The sequence below is a fragment of the Mesorhizobium mediterraneum genome (assembly GCF_002284565.1).
In the GTDB taxonomy this organism is placed as follows: Bacteria; Pseudomonadota; Alphaproteobacteria; order Rhizobiales; family Rhizobiaceae; genus Mesorhizobium; species Mesorhizobium mediterraneum.
Genome location: NZ_NPKI01000009.1, coordinates 22225 through 41837, shown reverse-complemented (window position 1 = coordinate 41837; position 19613 = coordinate 22225). Strand labels below are relative to the sequence as shown.

At 63.6% G+C, this 19613-nt stretch carries 15 protein-coding genes and 1 pseudogene; all 16 read right to left on the bottom strand.

The window, feature by feature from the left end; all coding sequences use genetic code 11:
- Positions 1-78 precede the first annotated feature (78 nt).
- The gene (locus CIT25_RS04355) at positions 79-786 is read right to left on the bottom strand and encodes a DUF2461 domain-containing protein (RefSeq protein ID WP_095483475.1); all 708 of its coding nucleotides are present in this window, start codon (positions 784-786) and stop codon (positions 79-81) included.
- Positions 783-2933, bottom strand: a complete 2151-nt coding sequence (gene ligA, locus CIT25_RS04350) for an NAD-dependent DNA ligase LigA (protein ID WP_095483344.1) — start codon at positions 2931-2933, stop codon at positions 783-785. The genes CIT25_RS04355 and ligA overlap by 4 nt, the downstream gene beginning before the upstream one ends.
- Before the next feature lie 235 nt (positions 2934-3168).
- A complete protein-coding gene (gene recN, locus CIT25_RS04345; RefSeq protein WP_095483343.1) occupies positions 3169-4839 on the bottom strand; it encodes a DNA repair protein RecN in 1671 nt (556 codons plus the stop codon).
- Between the two features lie 13 nt (positions 4840-4852).
- Complete coding sequence (locus CIT25_RS04340; protein ID WP_095483342.1) at positions 4853-5722, bottom strand: outer membrane protein assembly factor BamD; 870 nt, start codon at positions 5720-5722, stop codon at positions 4853-4855.
- Positions 5723-5937: 215 nt separating this feature from the next.
- Positions 5938-6873, bottom strand: coding sequence for a UDP-3-O-acyl-N-acetylglucosamine deacetylase (gene lpxC, locus CIT25_RS04335; protein ID WP_095483341.1), 936 nt, complete (start codon positions 6871-6873; stop codon positions 5938-5940).
- Positions 6874-7157: 284 nt separating this feature from the next.
- Positions 7158-8666: a cell division protein FtsZ gene (gene ftsZ / locus CIT25_RS04330; protein WP_425351731.1), complete on the bottom strand. Its 1509-nt coding sequence runs from the start codon at positions 8664-8666 to the stop codon at positions 7158-7160.
- Positions 8667-8674: 8 nt separating this feature from the next.
- Positions 8675-8931: pseudogene (locus CIT25_RS38415) on the bottom strand (cell division protein FtsZ); the annotation flags it as partial.
- Positions 8932-8998: 67 nt separating this feature from the next.
- The gene (gene ftsA, locus CIT25_RS04320; RefSeq protein ID WP_095483339.1) at positions 8999-10306 is read right to left on the bottom strand and encodes a cell division protein FtsA; all 1308 of its coding nucleotides are present in this window, start codon (positions 10304-10306) and stop codon (positions 8999-9001) included.
- A complete protein-coding gene (locus CIT25_RS04315) occupies positions 10303-11244 on the bottom strand; it encodes a cell division protein FtsQ/DivIB (protein WP_095483338.1) in 942 nt (313 codons plus the stop codon). Before CIT25_RS04315 ends, ftsA begins: the two co-directional genes overlap by 4 nt.
- Positions 11232-12158 (bottom strand): D-alanine--D-alanine ligase, encoded by a 927-nt coding sequence (locus CIT25_RS04310; protein ID WP_095483337.1) that lies wholly within the window; start codon positions 12156-12158, stop codon positions 11232-11234. The genes CIT25_RS04315 and CIT25_RS04310 overlap by 13 nt, the downstream gene beginning before the upstream one ends.
- Before the next feature lie 300 nt (positions 12159-12458).
- Complete coding sequence (murB, locus tag CIT25_RS04305; protein WP_095483336.1) at positions 12459-13424, bottom strand: UDP-N-acetylmuramate dehydrogenase; 966 nt, start codon at positions 13422-13424, stop codon at positions 12459-12461.
- Positions 13421-14827, bottom strand: a complete 1407-nt coding sequence (gene murC / locus CIT25_RS04300; protein WP_095483335.1) for a UDP-N-acetylmuramate--L-alanine ligase — start codon at positions 14825-14827, stop codon at positions 13421-13423. Before murC ends, murB begins: the two co-directional genes overlap by 4 nt.
- Positions 14824-15951 carry an undecaprenyldiphospho-muramoylpentapeptide beta-N-acetylglucosaminyltransferase gene (gene murG / locus CIT25_RS04295; protein WP_095483334.1) on the bottom strand — a complete coding sequence of 376 codons (1128 nt, stop codon included), beginning with the start codon at positions 15949-15951 and terminating at the stop codon, positions 14824-14826. The genes murC and murG overlap by 4 nt, the downstream gene beginning before the upstream one ends.
- 1 nt (position 15952) lies before the next feature.
- Positions 15953-17104 carry a putative lipid II flippase FtsW gene (ftsW, locus tag CIT25_RS04290; RefSeq protein ID WP_095483333.1) on the bottom strand — a complete coding sequence of 384 codons (1152 nt, stop codon included), beginning with the start codon at positions 17102-17104 and terminating at the stop codon, positions 15953-15955.
- Positions 17104-18507: a UDP-N-acetylmuramoyl-L-alanine--D-glutamate ligase gene (gene murD, locus CIT25_RS04285; RefSeq protein ID WP_095483332.1), complete on the bottom strand. Its 1404-nt coding sequence runs from the start codon at positions 18505-18507 to the stop codon at positions 17104-17106. The genes ftsW and murD overlap by 1 nt, the downstream gene beginning before the upstream one ends.
- An 8-nt stretch (positions 18508-18515) precedes the next feature.
- Positions 18516-19598 carry a phospho-N-acetylmuramoyl-pentapeptide-transferase gene (mraY, locus tag CIT25_RS04280; RefSeq protein ID WP_095483331.1) on the bottom strand — a complete coding sequence of 361 codons (1083 nt, stop codon included), beginning with the start codon at positions 19596-19598 and terminating at the stop codon, positions 18516-18518.
- Positions 19599-19613: the final 15 nt, after the last annotated feature.

The window sequence follows — 19613 nt, the reverse complement described above, 5'->3', positions numbered from 1 at the left end:
GCCTTGTCACACCAATTCGCTTGAGCCAAACGATCAGCGGAAATGATCGCGCAGCCATTTTGCACGTTCAGGCCTGCATCATCGGTCCGGAGCTTGGTTCACCGGGACCTTGCCTTCGATCGCCCTGCCCCAGTCGAGCAGCGGCTTGGCGCGCATGGTGAAATCGACGAGCTCGTCGGCCAATGCCGCACTGTGGATTCCCGCAGGGTCGATCTCGTGCCGGACGACGAAATGCCGATTGCGGATGGCGGCCACGAGGTCGATGTCGGTGACATGCTCGAAGCCACGCGGTGTGCGCTTCATGCAGCCTTCCGGATCAAGTTCGAGACGGTTTTGCTTCAATGCCTTGATCAGCGCTCGGAATTCACCCGGCCGTGTCCCGATGGCTTGGCGCATCGCCAGCAAAAGCGCCGGCCCGGGTTGCCACCAGGCAACGGCGGCAAAGCAGCGCTCAAGCCCGATATAGACGAACAACACGCCCTGTTCCATCTTGGTGCCGTCAGGCGAAAGAATTGCCGACAGATGCCGGTTATAGGGTCGTTTATCCTTAGCGAAACGCACGTCGCGATTGATCCGGAACAGCGACTTCTTGCGATCGCCGCGCAACCCCAGCCCCACTACAGCGAAGCGCTCGGAGAGCGTTTCGACCAGATCGCCGAAAGGATCGCGCAACTCGCTTTCGAAAAGGTCGCGGTTTTCGACAAACCACTCCCGGCGCTGATGAAAATTGAGCGCCTTGAGGAAAGGAAGGGCCTTTTGGCCGAAACCGCTAAATGCCACCGTCACGCCTTGCCGATCCGCACGAACCACGCATCCTCGTCGATCACTTCGATGCCGAGCTCGGTGGCGAGCTTGAGCTTGGAGCCGGCACCTGGTCCGGCAACGACGAGATCGGTCTTCTTCGACACCGAGCCGGCGACCTTGGCGCCGAGCTTTTCGGCCATTGCCTTGGCCTCGTCGCGCGACATTTTCTCCAATGCGCCGGTGAAGACCACCGTCTTGCCGGAGACCGGCGACGACACGCCACCGACCGGCTCCTCGTCGAGCACTGTTACTTCTGCCAGCAATGCGTCGAGCGCCTGCCGGTTATGGTCTTCAGCGAAGAAGTCGACCACCGCTTCGGCCACGATCGAGCCGATGCCGTTGATGCCGTTCAACTCCTGCCAGGCGGCGTTGCCCGGGTCGCCCTTGCCGGCCGGCATGACGGCGCTTTGCCCGGTTTCGCGGAAAGCGGCAAAGGAAAGAAAATGGCGGGCCAGCCGCTTGGCGTTGGTCTCGCCGATGTGGCGGATGCCGAGCGCATAGAGGAAGCGCGAGAACTCGACCTGCCGCCGGTCGTCGATTGCCGCGAACAGCTTGCGCACCGAGGTCGCGCCGAAACCGTCGACATTCTCGAGCTTGGTCAGCGATGCTGCCTGCCGTGCTTTCAGCGTGAAGATGTCGGCCGGCGAATAGATGCGCAGCGACGGATCCTCGGCATGGAAGAAGAACTCAATCTGCTTCTCGCCCAGCCCCTCGATATCAAAAGCGCCTCGGGACACGAAATGGCGCAGACGCTCCACCGCTTGCGCGGGGCAGATCAAACCGCCTGTGCAGCGCCTGACCGCTTCACCCTCCTCGCGCACGGCGTGGCTGCCGCAGGCCGGGCAAAGCACTGGGAATGCATATGGCATGCTGTCGGGCGGCCGCTTTTCCATGACCACGTCGATGACCTGCGGAATGACATCGCCAGCACGCTGGATGCTCACCGTGTCGCCGATGCGAATGTCACGGCCTTCGCGGATCGGCTGGCCGCTATTGCCGATGCCCTTGATGTAGTCCTCATTGTGCAGCGTCGCGTTGGTCACCACGACGCCGCCGACCGTCACCGGCACAAGCCGCGCCACCGGCGTCAGCGCGCCGGTGCGGCCGACCTGGATGTCTATGCCGGTCAGGATCGTCGTCGCCTTCTCGGCGGGGAATTTGTGCGCGATCGCCCAGCGTGGCGAGCGTGACACGAAGCCCAGCCGCTGCTGCAGCTCAAGGCTGTTCACCTTGTAGACGACGCCGTCGATGTCGTAGCCAAGCGTCGCCCGGTTGGATTCGATCAGCCGGTATTGTTCGAGCAGCCCTTCGACACTATCGAACAGCTTCATCAGCGGGTTGACCCTGAAGCCAAAGCGCTCGAACGCTGCCACCATGCCCATCTGCGTGTCGGCGGGCATGGCGTTCACCGCGCCCCAGGCATAGGCGAAAAACCGCAGCGGCCGGCTGGCGGTGATCGAGGTGTCGAGCTGGCGCAAGGAGCCTGCCGCCGAGTTGCGCGGATTGGCAAAAACCTGCTTTCCGGCCTCGGCATTGCGGCGATTGAGCTCGGCGAAATCAGTGAGGCGCATATAGACCTCGCCGCGCACTTCCAATACTTCGGGAAAATCCCCCGAAAGCACATTGGGAATCTCAGCGATGGTGCGGGCGTTGGCTGTCACATCCTCGCCGACCTGGCCGTTGCCACGCGTTGCTGCCGTCACCAGCCGTCCCGCCTCGTAGCGCAGCGACAGCGACAGGCCGTCGATCTTCGGCTCGGCCGTCATGGCCAACGGCGCGTCGGCGCCGAGCCGCAAGAAGCGGCGAATGCGGCCGACGAAATCGATCACGTCCGCATCGGCAAAAGCGTTGTCGAGCGACAGCATAGGAATGGCATGGACGATCTTGCCGAATTTTTCCGACACCGCCGCGCCGACTTTCCGTGACGGCGAATCCTCGCGCACAAGATGAGGAAAACGCTGCTCGATGGCGAGATTGCGCCGCCGCAGCGCATCGTAGGCGGCGTCCGAAATCGTCGGCGCATCTTCGGCATGGTAGCGCAAATCATGGCCGGCGATTTCCTGCGCCAACCGCTTCAGCTCGCTTGCTGCCTCGCTTTCATCAAGCGAATCGACAGGTTTTTCGGACATGCACTGCTCCTCGACGCATGATCTCGAAGCTCGGAACGATCTTCGGAAATGACTATGCGCAAAATCAAATTGCTACAGCGTCCTTTGCACGTCCGAAAGGACGCGCGGCGCTGTAGCGGCGGCGCCACAATAGATCAGGATTTTCCCGCAAGGGAGCCAGATCGTGAGAAAATCATTCCGGAACAGCAGCATGGAGCCACATCCTGACTCGATCCATAACGCTGAGAAATCTCCGCTATGCTGCGGTGTTCTCCCGCAGCAGACGCTCGGCCGCCGCGCGTGCCTCGTCGGTGATCGTCGCTCCAGCCAGCATCCGCGCGATCTCTTCCTGACGCGCTGCCCGGTCCATCTCGGCGATACCGGTGGCAACCCGGTCGGCGCTGCCGGATTTGGAGATCAGGAAATGCGTCGCCGCTCGCGCCGCCACTTGCGGCGCGTGGGTGACCGAAAGCACCTGCACGCGCTTCGACAATCGCGCCAGCCTTTGGCCTATAGCGTCCGCAACCGCGCCGCCAACCCCAGTGTCGATTTCATCGAAGACCAGGGTCGGCGCCGAGCCACGGTCGGCCAGCGCCACCTTCAGCGCCAACAGGAACCGTGAAAGTTCGCCACCGGAAGCGACCTTCATCATCGGCCCTGGCCTTGTGCCGGGATTGGTGCGCACCCAGAACTCGACCTGATCGATGCCGTCTTCCATGCGGCTCTCGGCCTCACTTGCCATCTCGACGATGAAGGCGGCCCGTTCGAGCTTGAGTGCCGGCAGTTCGGCCATCACCGCCTTGGTCAATCCGACCGCCGCCGCATGGCGAAGCGACGAAAGCTGTGCCGCGGAAATGTCGTAGGTCTCGCGGGCGGCGGCGGCTTGCTTCTCCAGCCCATGCAGGCGCTCCTCGCCGGCGTCGAGGTCGGCGAGATCGGCCGCCATCGTGTCGCGCAGTTGCGCCAGATCGTCGACCGCCACACTGTGCTTGCGTGAGGCGGCGCGCAGCGAAAACAGCCGCTCTTCGGCCTGCTCCAGCCTCCGCGGATCGTATTCGGTGGCGCGAAGTGCCGCTTCGACCCCCGACTGTGCCGCGTCGAGCGACAGCATCGCCTCATCGAGCGATTTGACCACGTCTTCGAGCAAGCCGGGCGCCTCGGTCACCTTGCGCTGCAGTCGCCGCAACAGGCTGGCGAGTTGCGGCAGGGGCGAGGACGGGCCCGAGAGCACATCCTGTGCGTCGTGGATTTCCGATGCGATCTTTTCCGCCCGCATCATCGAGGCGCGCAATTCGGCTAGGTCGGCTTCCTCGCCGGGCTGGGGATCGAGCTTCGTCAATTCGGCGACCGCGGCGCGTAGATAGTCGGCCTCGCGGGCCGCCGCCTCCACCTTGGCGCGGTGTCGCGAAAATTCCTGCTCGCAGGCCCGCCAGTGCCGCCATGCCTCGCCGGTCGCCCGGGCCGCGCCGAGATGGCCGCCAAAACTGTCCAGCAATTCGCGATGGGCACCGGGATCGACCAGGGCACGCTCGTCATGCTGGCCGTGGATCTCGACCAGCGCGTGACCGACGTCGCGCATCAGCGTCACGCTCGAAGGCTGGTCGTTGACGAAGACGCGGGTACGGCCGTCTGCCGTCTGCACGCGGCGCAGGATGATGTCGCCATCGTCCTCGATGGCGTTGTCGGCAAGCAGCATGCGGGCAGGATGGTTGCGCGGCACGTCGAACACGGCGATGACCTGGCCCTGTGCCGCGCCATGCCGCACCAGCGAAGCGTCACCGCGGGCGCCAAGCGCCAGCGACAGCGCGTCGAGCAGGATGGATTTTCCAGCGCCGGTTTCGCCGGTCAGCACCGAAAGGCCGGACGAGAAGTCGATGTCCAGCTTCTCGATCAGAACGATATCGCGGATCGACAGTCTGGAAAGCATGGTGACGCGCCGCTCAGGCGCCGGTGATCAGCTTCCCGGCCTTGGCGATCCACGACCCGGCATTCTCGCGCGGCTCGAGCCCACCACTCTGCAGGAGCTTGTAGGAATCCTTGTACCACACGCTGTCGGGATAGTTGGTGCCGAGCACAGCCGCGGCAGTCTGCGCCTCCGATGTCAGCCCCATCGCATAGTAGCTTTCGGTAAGGCGCGCGAGTGCCTCCTCGACATGGCGCGTGTTGGAATAGGTCTCCACCACGTTGCGGAACCGCTTGACGGCGGCGATATATTCACGGCGCTCGAGATAGTAGCGGCCGATCTGCATCTCCTTGCCGGCGAGCTGGTCGTTGGCGAAGCGGATCTTTTCCTTGGCGTCATCGACATACTCGGAATCGGGCCAGCGCGTCACCAGATCCTGCATCGTCTGCACGGTCTGACGCGTTTCCTTCTGGTCCTGGGTGACGTCCCTGATTTGCCGGTAGTAGCTCAGCCCGATGATGTACTGGGCATAGGCGGCGTCGTCGGTCGAGGGATAGAGTGTGAGATAGCGCTTGGCCGAACCGATTGCCTCGCTATAGTTGCCCTGGCGATAGTCGGCAAAGGCGCCCATCACCATCGATTTGCGGGCATATTCCGAATAGGGATGCTGGCGGTCGACCGCACTGAATTTGCGGCTCGCCTCCTGCAGGCGCCCGGCATTCAGATTGGCGAGGCCCTGATTGTAGAGAACGTCGGCCGGCTCGGTCTGCTCGACATAGGTCGACAGGTCGACATCCTTCTCGGACGACATGCAGGCCGACAGGAACAGCGATGGAACAACCACCGAAAGCGCCAGGAAAACAGACCGATGCGGCGCTTTCGATTGACCAATTCGCTTAAAAAACATGATTGGATTCCGCCCTTTCGGCGTCATTTCAGTCGTCATTCGCTTTGGGGCAGCAGCCATAAACCATAACCGCCGTGCCCGGCAACGCTATCCCCGGCCAATCGCACATTTTTGTGGCGGCTTGGCACGGCCCGCGCACTTACATGATTTCGCCGGCCAATGATGCATTCATGCAACACAGGCCGGCGGCTATAAAACCCGAAAAACGTTAAGAATCAGATCATCCAGGGCGCGTAAACGGGCGCATAGACGGCGCTCATATCGGCCGCACGACCGCGCTCGCGGCGTGTCGTCTCGACGATCTCGAACGCCGAACGGTCCGATAAAAGGCGGCGCAACGCTGCCGCGTTCAGCCTGTGGCCGCCGCGATACGAACGGAAGCAGCCAATGAACCGGGCGCCGGCCAGCGCCAGATCGCCCATGGCGTCCATCGTCTTGTGGCGCACGAACTCGTTGGGATAGCGCAAGCCTCCCATATTGATCACGCGGTTGTCGTCACCGATCACCAGGGAGTTCTCCAGCGAGGAGCCAAGCGCATAGCCGGCTGCCCACAGCCGCTCGACATCCTTCATGAAACCAAAGGTACGGGCCCGCGCGATATCGCGGCGGAAAATGTCGGCGTTCATGTCGGATGCGAAGAGCTGACGGCCGATCGCCGGGCTTTCGAAATCGATCTCGATCTCGAAGCGCGTGCCGTCATAAGGCCTGAATTCCGCCCAAGAGGCACCGTTCTCGATGCGAACCGGCTTGACCACACGGATATAGCGGCGCTTGACCGGCAGCGTGTCGATGCCCGCCTGGTCGATTGCCTCCACGAACGCCATGGCGCTGCCGTCAAGGATCGGAACCTCGCGGCCATCGATCTCGATGACGACATTATCGATGCCGAGCCCGAAAAGCGTGGCCATCAGATGTTCGACGGTGGCGATATGCTCACCTGCCGGGTCGCCGAGCATCGTGCAGAGATCGGTGGCGCCGACTTCGGAAACGAGCGCACGGAACTCACGGCCCTCGCTTCCATTCGAAAGCTGGAACACGACACCCGTATCGGCGTCCGCCGGCAGGAAATGAACGGTAACGGAATTGCCGCTGTGAACGCCGGTACCCGTCAGCGTCGCACGCGATTTAAGTGTCGTCTGATAGTCGTGCAAAACAAACCCCTTAGCCCACACTGCCTACGTCGCTTCATGAGCCCGAGGGCGCGGCTCTTTGATCGGCAGGCAGGGCAGTTCCCCCGAATCCCGGCAAACCGACATTGCTCGGGGCGAAGATAGTGGTCCGGCAGGAAGTCTCCAAATCACGGTTTCTTTCTCACTGTAACCGCGAGCCGAAGCGGATCTGGTCTCGTAACACCCTGTTTTGCAACTGCTTTTAACGTTAACAGGCAAACAATCTCTTGTCTGCCTGTTAACAATTGTTACGGACCGTTAACAGGTCAATTGGCCTGGCGGCGCAGGAATGCTGGAATCTCCAGCTGATCGTCTTCCTGGACAGCCCTGCTCTGCGGCGTCAGCCGGCCTTGGTCGTCCAACTGGCCGCGACGCGGCGCGTAAAGCTGCGGATCCTGGCTGGCAAGGCGGCGCACTTCGGGTGCCGCCTGGCGCAGTTTCGGCTCGCGCGGCTGCGCCGGCTGCAGTCGTGCAGGCTCCTCTTCGCGGCGGGTAAGGCCGTTCGTCAGGCGCTTGAGCAGTCCCATCGGTCCGCTGTTCTCATGGTCGGCCGGGCGGCCCTTGGCTTCCACTTCGGCTTTCACCACCGGCGGGAAATCCTCGACGCGCGGCATGCGCTGGGGTGCTGCGGCTACCGGTTGAAGCATCTCGCGCTGTGGCGCAGGCTGCATCACTTGCTGAACCATTGGCTGCACCATCGGCTGCGGCTGAGCCGGCGGCGCCTGGAAGATCTTGCTCTGCGGGCGGAAATCTTCCGCCTGGGCAGCCGGCGCGGGACGCGCCATCGCCGCGGCATTCGCCTCGGCAAGCTGGATCGCCTCAGCTACAGGATCGGCGGCGCGTGGCTCGTAGCCTCCTTGCTGGACAGGCGCCGGACGGCTTTCCGTGACCGGAGCGGCCGGGCGGCTGACCGGCTTTGGCGGAGCCGTGCGGATGGCGATCGGCGCGGCGGCGATGTCAGCCGCCGATTTGTCGATGCCGGTAGCAACCACCGAGACGCGGATAACGCCTTCGAGATCCTCGTCGAACGTCGCACCCAGGATGATGTTGGCTTCCTGGTCGACCTCCTCGCGAATGCGGGTCGCCGCCTCGTCGACTTCGAACAGGGTCAGGTCGCGGCCGCCGGTGATCGAGATCAACAGGCCCTTGGCGCCCTTCATCGAAGTCTCGTCGAGCAGCGGGTTGGCGATCGCGGCTTCGGCGGCGGCCATGGCGCGGCCCTCGCCGGAAGCTTCGCCCGTCCCCATCATCGCCTTGCCCATCTCGCGCATGACCGAGCGGACGTCGGCGAAGTCGAGATTGATCAGCCCTTCCTTGACCATCAGGTCGGTGATGCAGGCGACGCCGGAATAGAGCACCTGGTCGGCCATGGCGAAAGCGTCGGCGAAGGTCGTCTTGTCATTGGCCAGCCGGAACAGGTTCTGGTTGGGGATGACGATCAGGGTGTCGACGCATTTCTGCAATTCCTCGATGCCCAGATCCGCCGTCTTCATGCGGCGCTGCCCTTCGAAATGGAACGGCTTGGTGACGACGCCGACGGTGAGAATCCCCTTCTCACGGGCAGCGCGTGCAACGACAGGCGCGGCCCCCGTGCCGGTGCCACCGCCCATGCCGGCCGTGACGAAGCACATATGGGTGTTGGAGAGATGATCGATGATCTCGTCGATGCATTCCTCCGCCGCCGCGCGGCCGACTTCCGGTTGCGATCCCGCACCCAGGCCCTCGGTGACATGCGCGCCGAGCTGGATCAGGCGATCCGCCTTGGACATGGTCAGCGCCTGTNTCCGCCGCCGCGCGGCCGACTTCCGGTTGCGATCCCGCACCCAGGCCCTCGGTGACATGCGCGCCGAGCTGGATCAGGCGATCCGCCTTGGACATGGTCAGCGCCTGTGCGTCGGTATTGGCCACCACGAACTCGACGCCGCGCAAGCCGGCGGTGATCATGTTGTTGACGGCATTGCCGCCGCCGCCGCCGACACCGAACACGGTGATACGCGGCTTGAGCTCGGTGATGTCCGGCTTCTGCAGATTGATGGTCATTGTCTCCGTCCTTTGCCTTTCCCGCCGCTTCGCCGCCGCGGCCGCCTATGGGGCTGTCCCCGTCAATTTAAAAACTGTCTCTCAACCACTGACTCATTCGATGCAGTTTTCCGCCCGTCCCGGTCATCCTGAGACCAGAAATTCCTTTCGCCGGATGGCTCTCGAAATTCGCCATCTGCGGATAGATCAAAAGCCCGACCGGCGTCGAGAAAGCCGGCCCCTTGGCCGCCTCGGGCAGCCCCGCCACGCCGAGCGGACGGCCAATGCGCACATTGCGTCCGAGAATGCGGCGCGCCGCCTCGGGCAGGCCGGAAAGCTGGCTGGCACCGCCGGTCAGCACGACGCGCTTGCCGACGGCATTGCCGTAGCCGGATCTGTTCAGCCGATCACGCAACAGTTCGAGCGTCTCGTCGATGCGCGCCCGGATGATGCGCGTCATCACCGAACGCGGTATCTGCAGCGGCATCTCGCCATCCTCGCCGATCGGCTGTATCGAGACCAGATCGCGGTCGTCGGCACTGCCGGGCAGCGCCGAGCCATGCATCACTTTCAGCCTCTCGGCGGCGTCGAGCGAGGTCGACAGGCCCTTGGCCATGTCCAGTGTGACGTGGTTGCCGCCGATGGCGATGGCGTCGCCATGGACGAACTTGCCTTCCGAAAAGACCGAGATCGTCGTGGTGCCGCCACCCATGTCAATGCAGGCTGCGCCCATTTCGAGTTCGTCGTCGACCAGTGCGGCAAGCCCGCTGGCATAGGGCGTCGCCACCATGCGCTCGACCGACAGGTGCGAACGGTTGATGCAAAGCTCCAGATTGCGCAAGGGCGCCGCGTCACCCGTCAGCACATGCATGTCGACGCCGAGCTGGTCGCCAACCATGCCGCGCGGATCACGCACGCCGCGCTCGGCATCCAGTGAAAAGCCGACGGGAAGCGAATGGATCACCTCGCGCTCGGCCCGCAGCGCCTGCTTGGCGCCGGCGGCAAGCACGCGCTTGATGTCGGCCTCGTCGGCCTCATGGCCGCCGAGGTTGATGGTTGCCGAGAAGCTCTCGCTCTTCAGCCGGCCGGCCGTCATGTTGACGATCAGTGAATCGACGGTCAGGCCGGCCATGCGCTCGGCGGCGTCGACGGCGAGGCGGATGGCGTGCTCGGCCCTGTCGAGATCGATGACGACGCCCGACTTCACACCTTGCGATTTCTGGTGGCCGATGCCGATCACCTGGATGCGATGCGAGCGCCCGCGCAGCAGATTGCCGTCCTCGCGTGGCTTGAGCTTGGCCACCACGCAGCAGACCTTGCTCGAGCCGACATCCAGCACCGTCATGATGCCGGATCGGCGCGACGAGGCATCGCTGTTGCCGCCAAGCCAGCTCATATTTTCGCCTCCGCCTTGCGCTTCGGCATTTTCGGCTTTTCGTTGAGCGCGGCCTGGCGCTGCGTCGCCGCCTCCGGCGTCAGCTGGACGACGAGGCGATCGGAAAGGCGCATGTCGACGGCGGCGATGTCGCGCGTCAGCAGCCCGTTCTCGTGGTCCATCCTGACCAGATCGGCGATCGCCTGGTCCTCGCCATCCTCGGGAAGCTTGACCGTGATGCCGTTCTCCAGCTTCAGGTCCCAACGCCGTTCGCCGATGCGGATATAGCCTTTGACCCGCGCGGCAAGCTCTGGATACTTTTTGATCCTGGCCAGGAAATCCGGCGCCTTGGCCGGCGCGCCGGTGCCGACGATCAGCGGCAGCAGCGCCTGCTTGCCGCCGGAGAATGGCGCGATCACGGCGCCGGACCGCTCGATGACGGAAAGCTCGCTGCCCTGCTGCCAGAGCGCGAAAGGCTCTCGCTCCTCGATGCGCACCTCCAGCGTGTGCGGATAGACTTTGCGCACCGCCGCAACCTCGACCCAGGGCAGCGTGGCTATGCGCTCCCGCGCGGCTTCGACATCGAAGCCGATCAGCGACGTCCAGCCATCGAGCTGCATCCTGTCGAGAATGTCGATCTCTGAGGTTGCGCGGTTGCCAACGACCTTGATCTGGTCGACGGCAAACCCGGTGCGGGCGGTGATGCCCTGGACGATGCCGTCGACATGTCCGCCGAGATAGGCGCCATAGGCACTGCCCGATACGAGCAGCGCCGCCGACAGGATGGCCGCGGAAAACGGCGGCACCTCGAAGTCGTCCTCGCCCAGACGCGCCAGCACGCGCACCGGCCGGCGAAGCAGACGCGGCAGCACGAAATGGTCGAACGACAACGACACACCGAACAGCGTCGGCCCGGCCGCGCCCTTCCCCTTGCCCTGTCCCCACCTCAACGCAGACACGAAGCGTCCTCCACCATCCAACTCAACAAATCGCCGAACGAGTGCCCCGCCTGTGCGGCGATCTCAGGCACCAAGGATGTCGGCGTCATGCCCGGCTGCGTGTTGATCTCGAGCCAGACAATTTCGCCGTTCTCGGAGTGTCGATCATCATAACGGAAGTCCGACCGGGACACGCCCCGGCAGCCGATAGCTTGGTGAGCCTTGAGCGTCAGTGTCTGTATTTTTTGGTAAATATTCGGTGAAATTTTTGCAGGGCATTCGTGTTTTGATCCGCCCGCGACGTATTTTGAATCATAGTCGTAGAAGGAATGGCCGGTCGGGATGATCTCACAGACGCCGAGAGCCACGTCGCCCATTACCGCGCAGGTCAACTCACGCCCGTGCACGTAGCGCTCCACCATGACGGTATCGCCATACTTCCAGTCGGACGAACCGATGACCTGCGGCGGATGCGACTGGCCTTCGTGCACGATGACGACGCCGAAGCTCGACCCTTCATTGACCGGCTTGACGACATAGGGCGCCTTCATCGGGTGCTTGTTCTGGATGTCGAAGCGATTGACCACCTTCGATTCGGCAACCGGGATGCCGACAGACTTGGCGATCTTCTTGGCCTGCTCCTTGTTCATCGCCAGCGCCGAAGCGAGCACGCCGGAATGGGTGTAGGGAATGGCAAGATATTCGAGGATGCCCTGGATGGTGCCGTCCTCGCCGAAAGGGCCGTGCAGCGCATTGAAGGCAACATCAGGCTTGAGTTCGGCCAGCACCGATCCGACATCGCGCGAGACGTCGACGCGAGTGACCTGGTAGCCTTCCTTCTCGAGCGCATCGGCACAGGCATTCCCTGAAGACAGAGACACGGGCCGCTCGGACGAGAATCCACCCAGAAGGACGGCCACGTGCTTGCTTTTCATTTCCCGTCATTCCCTCTCACGGCGGGCCCTCTCACGGCGGGTCTGCATCTCACACGACCCGGAAAGGGCCACACACTCAAACGCTCGGAGCAGTCTCTGCTCCCATGATTTTCGCAACATCGCTTCCAGAGTCTCCCGTAGGTTGCCCCCGGACGGAAAACGCTGGTAACGCGTCGAAACGACTCAAATCAGGAAACGCTTCAGGGCAGAGAATCAGAGAGTTGATTCGCTGGCAAGTCCTTACGATTCCGAGAGATTCACTTTCCGCAAAAACGGCAGCGAAAACTGTGTTGTGAGTCTTTACAGCAACTGTCCCAGGAACTCCTGGACCTCGTGCCCCGGCCGGAAATTGCCGATGCGCTTGATTTCCCAATGCAGCCGGATGCCCGAGTTTTCGAGCACACGCGTGCGCACCGTCTCGCCAAGATATTCGAGGTCGTAGCCGGTCGCGGTTCCCGTGTTGATCATGAAGTTGCAATGCATCGGCGACATCTGCGCGCCGCCGATCATCAGTCCCCGACACCCCGCCCTGTCGATCTCCTTCCAAGCCGAGGTGCCCTCCGGATTCTTGAAGGTCGAGCCGCCGGTCTTTTCGCGGATCGGCTGCACGGTCTCGCGATGGTGCTGGACAGCATCCATCGCCGCCTTGATCGCGGCCTTGTCTTCCAAAACGCCTTCGAGCACGGCCGATGTGAAGATCAGCCCGGCGGGTGCTGCCGAATGGCGATAGGCGTAGCCCATATCGGCGTTGCTCAGCGTATGCACATTACCCTTGCGGTCGAGCGCCCGCACCTCGACGACGCGCTCGCGCGTCTCGGCGCCATTGGCGCCGGCGTTCATCCTCAGCGCGCCGCCAATGGCGCCCGGAATGCCGTGGTAAAAATCAAAGCCGCCGATACCGGCCTGGTAGGCAACGGCCGCAACGCGCTTGTCGGGCGTGGCAGCCCCCGCCTTGATCGTGGTCGGCGCAATCACTTCGGCGTCGCCAAAGCCCTTGGCCGAAAGCCGGATGACGAAGCCCGCAATGCCGCCGTCGCGGACAAGCAGGTTCGAGCCGACGCCGACGATAGTCAGCGGTATCTCTTCGGGCACCGCTCTAAGGAACGCGGCGAGATCGTCCTCGTCGGCCGGCTGGAACAGTGCGTCGGCAAGTCCGCCGGCGCGAAACCAGGTGATCTTGTCCATCTCGGCATTGGGCGTGATGCGGCCGCGCAGGCCGGCAAGCCGGCCGCCAAGCTTGTCGATCAATGCCTGGCCGCGCATCATGAGGCCGTCCCGCCGAGTTCCTTGGGCAGCGCGTAAGCCCATTGCGTGATGTTGCCGGCGCCGAGGAAGACGATGAAATCGCCTGGCTTCGCCAGGTCGCGGATAACAGGCGCAATCGCCGCGGGGCCTTCGATGTAGCGCGCGTCGCGATGGCCGCCGGCGCGAATGCGCGACACCAATGCGTCGGACGTCACCCCGTCGATCGGCTCTTCGCCTGCCGCGTAGACCGGCGCCACCATCACTGTGTCGGCATCGTTGAAGCAGACGGAAAACTCGTCGAACAGATCATGCAGCCGGGTGAAGCGGTGCGGCTGCGCAATGGCGATGACGCGGCCCTTGGTGGCATCACGCGCCGCCTTCAGAACCGCCGTGATCTCGACCGGATGGTGACCGTAATCGTCGAATATTTCGACGCCGTTCCACGAACCGGTACGGGTGAAGCGCCGCTTGACGCCGGCGAAAGACGACAGGCCCTTCCTGATTGCCTCGGCCGAAAGCCCGAGCTCATGCGCGACGGCGATCGCCGCGGTCGCATTAGAGACATTGTGACGGCCGGGCATCGGCAGGCGCAGGCCCGATATCGTCGACTGGCCGCGGGTCTTGCGGTCGCGGATCACCACGTCGAATTCCGAGGTCGGGCCGTCCATCCGGTGATTGGTGAAACGCACATCGGCCTGCGCATTCTCGCCATAGGTGATGACGCGCCGGTCCTCGATGCGGCTGACCAGCGCCTGCACCTCCGGATGGTCGGTGCACATGACGCCGAAGCCGTAAAACGGCACGTTCTCGACGAACTGGCGAAAGGCTTCGCGCACCTTGTCGAAGGAGCCGTAATGGTCGAGATGCTCGGGATCAATGTTGGTGACGACGGCAATCTCGGCCGGCAGCTTCAGGAACGTGCCGTCGCTCTCGTCGGCCTCCACCACCATCCATTCGCCGTCGCCCATGCGGGCGTTGGTGCCGTAGGCATTGATGATGCCGCCATTGATCACGGTCGGATCGAGCCCGCCGGCTTCGAGCAGCGTCGCCACCATCGAGGTCGTCGTCGTCTTGCCATGCGTGCCGCCGATGGCCACCGCCTGGCGGAAGCGCATCAGTTCGGCCAGCATCTCGGCGCGACGGACGATGGGAAGCAGTTTCTCGCGCGCGGCCTTCAGCTCCGGATTGGATTTCTTGATTGCCGTCGAGACAACAACCACTTCGGCATCGCCGATATTATCGGCGTGATGGCCGACAAAGCACTCGATGCCCTTGTCGCGCAGCCGCTGCACATTGGCGCTGTCGGCCTGGTCGGACCCTTGCACCTTGTAGCCGAGATTGTGCAGCACCTCGGCGATGCCGCTCATGCCGATACCGCCGATGCCGATGAAATGCACAAGACCGATCGTCTCCGGCATCTTCATGCGTGCGTCTCCTTCCTGAAGTCCGATACGCTTTTCTTCGACGCAATAGCCTCTGTCAGATCGGCGAGCAACCGTGCCGCGTCCGGTTTTCCAGCCGATTTCGCCGCCGCTGCCATTGTGGTCAGCAGCTGTGGATCCTCCATCAGCGCCCCGACGAGCACAGCGATACGCTCGGACGAAAGCGAAGATTGCTGATGCACTTCGGCGCCGCCTGCCGCGGCCAATGCCGCGGCATTGGCCGCCTGGTCGTGGTCGAGCGCGTGCGGATAGGGCACCAGCAGCGCCGGCCGGCCGATCACCGCGATTTCTGATACGGTCGATGCACCGGACCGCGACATCACCAGATGCGACGCCGCGATGCGCGCCGCCATGTCGGTGAAGAAGGGCGACACCTCAGCCTCGACGCCAAGGGCGGCATAGGCCGCCTTCACCCGCGCGACATCGTCGGCGCGGGCCTGCTGCGTGATATCAAGCCGCTTGCGTTGTGCATCGGAAAGCAGTCCAACCGCCGCCGGCACGGCATCGGAAAAGAACTGTGCGCCCTGGCTGCCGCCGAACACCAGAAACCGGAAGCGCTGGTTTCCGGTCGAGGCCGTGTAAGGCGTCTTTGCCGCTTCAAGCACTTGCGGCCTGACCGGATTGCCTGTGGTCACCGTCTTGGCGCCTGCAGCGCTTGAATCTTCCGGCAAAAACCCGCCGGCGATGGCATCGACGCGGCCGGCGAGCGCCCGGTTGGCGCGCCCCATCACCGCGTTCTGCTCGTGGATCAGCGTCGGCACCTTGCGCCGCGTCGCCGCATAGAGCGGCGGCAGCGTCGGATAGCCGCCGAAACCGACTACGACGGCGGGCTTGATCCGGCCGATCACGGCGGATGCCTGCCGCACGCCACCCCAGATTTTCCAGAAGGCGGCGAGCACAGCAAAAGGATTTTTCGAGCCGATGGTTGCCGACTGGATCGGATGGATGCCTGCGGCCGGAAACTGACCGGCAAAACGCTCGGCGCGGTCATCGGTCGCGAGATGCACCGTCCAGCCGCGCCTGATCAGCTCGTGCGCCAGCGCCTCGGCCGGGAAGAGATGCCCGCCCGTGCCGCCGGCCGCCAGTAGGATAACGCCCCTCGACATTTCACTCCGCCGGCATGGCGCGCTGCGACGGTGCGAAGCCCAACTGCTTGCGCTTTTCCGGCCGCTTGCGGGTCAGCGCCAGCACCATGCCCATCGAGATTGCGATGGCGATCTGCGAGGAGCCGCCATAGGAGATAAACGGCAAGGTCATGCCCTTGGCAGGCATCAGCTGCAAATTGACGGCCATGTTGATAACCGACTGCAGGCCGAAAACCGTGACCAGGCCGCCAACCGCATAGCGTGTGAAATCGTCCTGCTCCTTGAGCGCGGTGCTGAGCCCGCGCAGCACGATGAAGGCGAAGATGGTCATGATGAAGAAGCACATGATCAGTCCGAACTCCTCGCCGGCCACCGAGAAGACGAAATCGGCATGGCTGTCGGGTATGACCCGCTTGACGGTGCCCTCACCCGGCCCGACGCCGAACCAGCCGCCATTGATCAGCGCATCGCGGCCCATGTCGACCTGGAACGTATCGCCTTCGCCGGTCAGGAAGCGGTCGATGCGGCCGGCGACATGCGGGAACACCGTATAGGCGGCAAACACGCCGCCAATGCCGGCAGCGCCCAGCGCGATGATCCACAGCCAAGGCAGTCCGGCCATGAAGAACATCACCCCCCAGGTGCCGAGCACCAGCATGGTCTGGCCGAAATCAGGCTGCGCCACCAGCAGCGAGATGACGAGGGCAAGCAGCAGCATGGCGAACAGATTGCCGGGAATGTCGGGCTGGCGCTTATGTTCTGCAAACAGCCAGGCGCAGATGACGACGAAGGCCGGCTTCAGGAATTCCGACGGCTGGATCGACAGGCCGGCAAGTGATACCCAGCGCCGCGCCCCCTTCACCTCGACGCCGATGTAGAGCACCGCCACCATAAGGAACAGCGTAGCGCATAGCATCACCAGCGCCATGCGTCTGATCTGCCGCGATTCCAGGAAGGAAACGGCCAGCATCACGCCAAGTGCTGGAATGGTGAAGATGATCTGCCGTGTGGCGAAGTGGAAACTGTCAAGGCCGATGCGCTGGGCCACTGCCGGGCTCGCCGCGAAGGACAGCACGATACCGAGCCCCATCAGCGACAGGAACGCGGCCAGGAACCAGCGATCGATCGTCCACCACCAGGTGGCAACTGGGCTTTTGTCGAGACGACTTTGCATTATCGTGTCCCTCCGATCGGCTTCACGCCATCAATAGTGCTCGCAGCTTGCCTGAAGGCTTCGCCACGCACTTCGAAATTCTTGAACTGGTCGAAACTGGCGCAGGCCGGCGAAAGCAGCACCACCACCTCGCCGTTGTTATCATCCCTGGCCGCATCGCTTGCGGCATGCTCGACTGCCGCGGCCAGCGTGCCTGATATCTCGTAGGGCACCGCCTCGCCGAGCGTCGCCGAAAAGGCTGGTGCAGCCTCGCCGATCAGATAAGCCTTGGCGATGCGCGGAAAGAGGCCGCGCAACGGCTCGATGCCGCCCTCTTTCGGCAACCCGCCGGCGATCCAGTAGATGCGCGGAAAGCTCGACAGCGCGGGCGCTGCCGCGTCGGCATTGGTCGCCTTGGAATCGTTGATGAACAGCACATGGTCCTTGCGGCCGACCTGCTCCATGCGGTGCGCTAGCCCGGGAAAGCTTTCCAGCCCCGACTGGATCTCGCCCAGATCGAGCCCGACCTTGAGGCAGGCGGCGACGGCGGCCAGCGCATTCTGCGCATTGTGCTGGCCGCGCAACGAGCCGATGCCTTCGAGAAAGGCAACGCGGCTATACCGGCCATGCACCGCTTCCATCAGATCGGTGCCGTCGGCGAAATAGCCGTCGGTCAGTGGCAGGCGCTTGGAAATGCGGATGACGTGCCGGCCTGCCCGCTCCAGCCGGTCAGCGAGTTGGGCGCACCAGGAATCATCGACACCGACGATGGCCGTTTCGCTGCCGGCCGCCAGCCGCTCCTTGATCGCGGCGTAGTGCTGCATCGTGCCATGACGATCGAGATGATCGGGCGTCAGGTTGAGCAGGACGCCGGCGGTCGGATTGATCGAGGGCGCCAGGTCTATCTGGTAGGACGAGCATTCCACGACATAGTGCCGCCCGGGCTCCGGCGGATCGAGCGTCATCACCGCACGGCCGATATTGCCGCCCATCTGCGTGTCGCGTCCGGCCGATTTCAGGATATGCGCCGTCAGCGCCGTGGTCGTCGATTTGCCGTTGGTGCCGGTGATGGCGATGAACGGCGCTGCCGGCGCAAGCAACGTCCGCTCGCGGCAGAACAGCTCGATGTCGCCAATGATCTCGACGCCCGAAGCGCGCGCGAGCTCTACTGTCCAGTGCGGCTTCGGATGCGTCAGCGGCACGCCGGGCGACAGCACGAAGGCTGAGAACTTCGCCCAGTCGGCGCCGCGCAGGTCGCCGGTCGCAATACCGACGGCCGCGGCATTGGCGACGCTGCCGGGATTGTCGTCCCAGGCCAGCACGTCCGCTCCGCCCTCGATCAGCGCGCGCGCCGTGGCGATCCCCGAGCCGCCGAGCCCGAAGAGCGAAACGCGCTTGCCTGCGAAGGATACGGCGGGGATCACGCGGCCTCCTATCTAAGCTTCAGGGTCGACAGGCCGACCAGTGCCAGGATGACGGCGATGATCCAGAAGCGGATCACCACCTGGCTTTCGGTCCAGCCGAGCTTTTCGAAATGATGATGGATCGGTGCCATCAGGAACACGCGCTTGCCAGTCATCTTGAAGTAGCCGACCTGGATGATGACCGACAGGATCTCGACGACGAACAGGCCCCCGACGATGACCAGCACGATCTCGTGCTTGGTGGCAACCGCGACCGTGCCGATCAGGCCGCCCAGGGCCAGCGAGCCAGTATCGCCCATGAAGATCGCCGCCGGCGGTGCGTTGAACCACAGGAAGCCGAGGCCGGCGCCGATCACCGCGCCGAGGACCACCGCCAATTCGCCGGTGCCGGGCACGAAATGGATCTGCAGATATTCGGCGAACACCGCGTTACCGGACAGATATGCGATGACGCCGAAGGACGCCGCCGCGATCATGATCGGCACGATCGCCAGCCCGTCGAGGCCATCGGTCAGGTTCACCGCATTGCCGGCGCCGACGATGACGAAGCACGAGAACGGGATGAAGAACCAGCCGAGATTGACGAGAAACTCCTTGGCGAAAGGAAAAGTCAGCGACGACGAGAACGGCGCCTGGCCGTTGTGCATGATCACCCAGGCGGCGATGCCGGCGATGACGAATTCAAGCGCCAGCCGCGCCTTGCCGGAAAAGCCGAGATGCGATTGCTTCGTCACCTTGAGATAATCGTCGTAGAAGCCGATCGAGCCGAACCCCAGGGTCACCAGCAGCACCACCCAGACATAGATGCTGGACAGGTTCGCCCATAAAAGCGACGAGCCGATGATGCCGCACAGGATCATCAGCCCGCCCATGGTCGGCGTGCCGGCTTTCTTGAAATGCGTCTGCGGCCCGTCGGCGCGGATCGGCTGGCCCTTGCCCTGCCGCAGCCTCAGCGAATTGATGATAGCTGGCCCGAAGATGAAGACGATCAACGCCGCGGTAATCAATGCGCCGCCGGTGCGGAAAGTTATGTAGCGGAAGACGTTGAAGACCGAGATCTTGTCCGCGAATTCGACGAGCAGTGTGAACATGCGATTCGGCCCCCG

What these genes read in the sequence shown, in the direction of transcription:
- murG (WP_095483334.1), bottom strand. Translation starts at nt 15,951, where the DNA reads ATGTCGAGGGGCGTTATCCTACTGGCGGCCGGCGGCACGGGCGGGCAT.
- CIT25_RS04340 (WP_095483342.1), bottom strand. Translation starts at nt 5,722, where the DNA reads ATGTTTTTTAAGCGAATTGGTCAATCGAAAGCGCCGCATCGGTCTGTT.
- murC (WP_095483335.1), bottom strand. Translation starts at nt 14,827, where the DNA reads ATGAAGATGCCGGAGACGATCGGTCTTGTGCATTTCATCGGCATCGGC.
- murB (WP_095483336.1), bottom strand. Translation starts at nt 13,424, where the DNA reads ATGATGCGCGGCCAGGCATTGATCGACAAGCTTGGCGGCCGGCTTGCC.
- ftsA (WP_095483339.1), bottom strand. Translation starts at nt 10,306, where the DNA reads ATGAGCTGGCTTGGCGGCAACAGCGATGCCTCGTCGCGCCGATCCGGC.
- ftsW (WP_095483333.1), bottom strand. Translation starts at nt 17,104, where the DNA reads ATGCAAAGTCGTCTCGACAAAAGCCCAGTTGCCACCTGGTGGTGGACG.
- CIT25_RS04310 (WP_095483337.1), bottom strand. Translation starts at nt 12,158, where the DNA reads ATGAAAAGCAAGCACGTGGCCGTCCTTCTGGGTGGATTCTCGTCCGAG.
- ligA (WP_095483344.1), bottom strand. Translation starts at nt 2,933, where the DNA reads ATGTCCGAAAAACCTGTCGATTCGCTTGATGAAAGCGAGGCAGCAAGC.
- recN (WP_095483343.1), bottom strand. Translation starts at nt 4,839, where the DNA reads ATGCTTTCCAGACTGTCGATCCGCGATATCGTTCTGATCGAGAAGCTG.
- mraY (WP_095483331.1), bottom strand. Translation starts at nt 19,598, where the DNA reads ATGTTCACACTGCTCGTCGAATTCGCGGACAAGATCTCGGTCTTCAAC.